1 protein-coding gene and 1 pseudogene are annotated in these 2945 nt (G+C 62.7%); both read right to left on the reverse strand.

The window, feature by feature from the left end:
• A pseudogene (locus ACFFNA_RS24090) lies at window positions 1–2132 on the reverse strand (hypothetical protein); the annotation flags it as partial.
• Between the two features lie 171 nt (window positions 2133–2303).
• A partial coding sequence (locus tag ACFFNA_RS24095) for a calcium-binding protein (protein WP_514132024.1) occupies window positions 2304–2945 on the reverse strand: 642 nt, incomplete at its 5' end.

Here is a 2945-nt window from a genome sequence, read left to right on the forward strand (position 1 = left end):
CCGAGGAGGCCGTTGATGATGTTCGCGCCACTGTTGCCAGCGATGGTGTTGGCGATCGAATTGCCGGTGCCATTGATGGAAGCCGCGCTGCGCAGCGCCAGGTTCTCGATCTCCTGACCGGAGAGGTTGAAGGAGACGAAGGCCTGCACATTGTCGGTGCCGCCGCCGTTCGCTTCGATGACATGGTCGCCGGCATTGTCGACATAATAGGTGTCGCTGCCCTGTGCGCCGCTCATCGTATCGGCGCCGCCGAGCCCGTCGATGACGTTGTTGCCGCTGTTGCCGGTGATGATGTTGGCGATCGAATTGCCGGTGCCGTTGATATTGCCTGCGCCGGTCAGCGTCAGGTTCTCCAGCTCCTGACCGGACAGGTTGAAGGAGACATAGGCCTGCACATTGTCGGTGCCCTGGCCGTTGACCTCGATGACATGGTCGCCGGCATTGTCGACATAGTAGGTGTCGTTGCCCTGCGCCCCGCTCATCGTGTCGGCGCCGCCGAGCCCGTTGATGATATTGTTGCCGGAATTGCCGGCGATGACATTGGCAATGGAATTGCCGGTGCCGTTGATCGAGGCGCCGGTCCGCAGCGCCAGGTTCTCGATCTCCTGGCCGGAAAGGTTGAAGGAGATGGTGCTCTGCACATTGTCGATGCCCTGGCCATTCACTTCGATCACATGGTCGCCGGCATTGTCGACCCAGTAGGTGTCGTTGCCGGTGCCGCCGCTCATCGTGTCGGCGCCGGCGCCACCGTTGAGTGTATCGTTATCGGCTCCGCCAAACAGCTTATCACTGCCGGCGCCACCGTTGAGGATGTCGTTGCCGGCATCGCCGCTGATCGTATCGTCACCACCAAGACCCGACAGCGTATCGGCGCCGGCGCCGCCGTTGATATGGTCGGCAAAGACATTGCTGCCCTGCCAGATGTCCGCGCTGGCCGTGCCGACGAAGATGGTCGGGTCGAAGATCTGGGCGCGGATGCAGCCGCTACTGCCGTCGCCGGCATCAGTGGACTCCCAGGTGGCCACGAAACGGCCATCGGCCAGCGCCGTGATTGCCGGGTCATATTGAAGGCCAGTTGCCGTCGAATTGACGATGAAGTCGCTGCCGGCCGCTGACCCGTCGGCGTTGTAGACGCGGGCGCGGATGCAGCTGCCGTCGCCGTCGCTGGTATCATCGGACTGCCAGGAGGCCACGAAGCGGCCATCGGCCAGCACCGTGATCGCGGGGCTATCCTGATTGCCCGCTGCCGTAGAATTGACGATGAAGTCGCTGCCGGCCGCTGAACCGTCGGCGTTGTAGACGCGGGCGCGGATGCAGGTGCCGTCGCCGTCGCCAAGGTCATAGGACTGCCAGGTGGCCACAAAGCGGCCATCGGCCAGCGCCGTGATCGCGGGGTCGTACTGATTGCTCGTTGCCGTCGAATTGACGATGAAGTCGCTGCCGGCCGCTGAACCGTTGGCGTTGTAGACGCGGGCGCGGATGCAGTTGCCACCGCCGTCGCCGGTGTCAAGCGACTGCCAGGTGGCCACGAAGCGGCCATCGGCCAGCGCCGTGATCGCGGGGCTAACCTGATTGTTCGCTGTCGTCGAATTGACGATGAAGTCGCTGCCGGCCGCTGATCCGTCGGCGTTGTAGATGTGGGCACGGATGCAGCTGTTACTGCCGTCGCCGGGGTCATTGGATTCCCAGGTGGCCACGAAGCGGCCATCGGCCAGCGCCGTGATCGCGGGGGTATACTGAAAGTCCGTTGCCGTCGAATTGACGATGAAGTCGCTGCCGGCCGCTGAACCGTCGGCGTTGTAGACGCGGGCGCGGATGCAGATGCCGTCGCCGTCGCCGGTGTCGACGGACTGCCAGGTGGCCACGAAACGGCCATCGGCCAGCGCCGTGATTGCCGGATCATACTGATCGCCAGTTGCCGTCGAATTGACGATGAAGTCGCTGCCGGCCGCTGAACCGTTGGCGTTGTAGATACGGGCGCGGATGCAGCTGCTGTCGCCGTCGCCGGTGTCATAGGACCGCCAGGTGGCCACGAAGCGGCCATCGGCCAGCGCCGTGATCGCGGGGGTATACTGACTGTCTATTGTCGTCGAATTGACGATGAAGTCCTGTCCGATGCGTCCGATAGGCATGGCTTGTTCCCTTTCGCTGCCGGCGTGGTGGAGAATGGCCAGCAGCCGGCATCGCCTACTGGCATTGGAATTCGGTGAGCGCGGTGAAGATCGTTACAAACTCATAAGGCAGCATGGCGCCGACATGGAGATCGGTCTGGCCCGGCTGTTGGGACTGCGCACAAGCCGTGTTCAGATCACCACGAAGTCGGCGTTGGTGAGTGCCAGGTTGGCGGCAAGCGTGGCGAAGTGGGTTGAGCCGCCCGCGGCATTGCCGTTGCTGTCATAGGTGAGCCAGCCGGTGTCGGTCTCGTAGATGATGTGGTCGTTGCCGTCGCCGGCAAGACCGGTGGTGTTCTTGACGAACTGTGCGGCGGTCAGCGTGCCGTTGGCGCCAAGCGCTGCGAAGATCGCATTGTCCACCTGGATGGTATCTTCGACCACCGAGAAGTCGGTGATGTGGTCGACATTGGTCGAGGCGTTCAGCGCCGTGGTGAAGACGAAGGTGTCGTTGCCGGTGCTGCCGCTCAGCGTGTCGTTGCCAAGGAGGCCGTTGATAACATTCGCTCCCGAATTGCCAGTGATGATGTTGGCAATGGAATTGCCGGTGCCGTTGATCGAGGCGCCGGTGCGCAGCGCCAGGTTCTCCAGCTCCTGGCCGGAGAGATTGAAGGAGACGTAGGCCTGGACATTGTCGGTGCCCTGGCCGTTCGCTTCGATCACGTGATCACCGGCATTGTCGACATAATAGGTGTCGTTGCCTTGCGCGCCGCTCATCGTGTCGGCGCCGAGAAGGCCATCGATGATGTTGTTGCCACTGTTGCCATTGATGAT

It is taken from the genome of Mesorhizobium kowhaii (assembly GCF_042431665.1).
Lineage (GTDB): Bacteria > Pseudomonadota > Alphaproteobacteria > Rhizobiales > Rhizobiaceae > Mesorhizobium > Mesorhizobium kowhaii.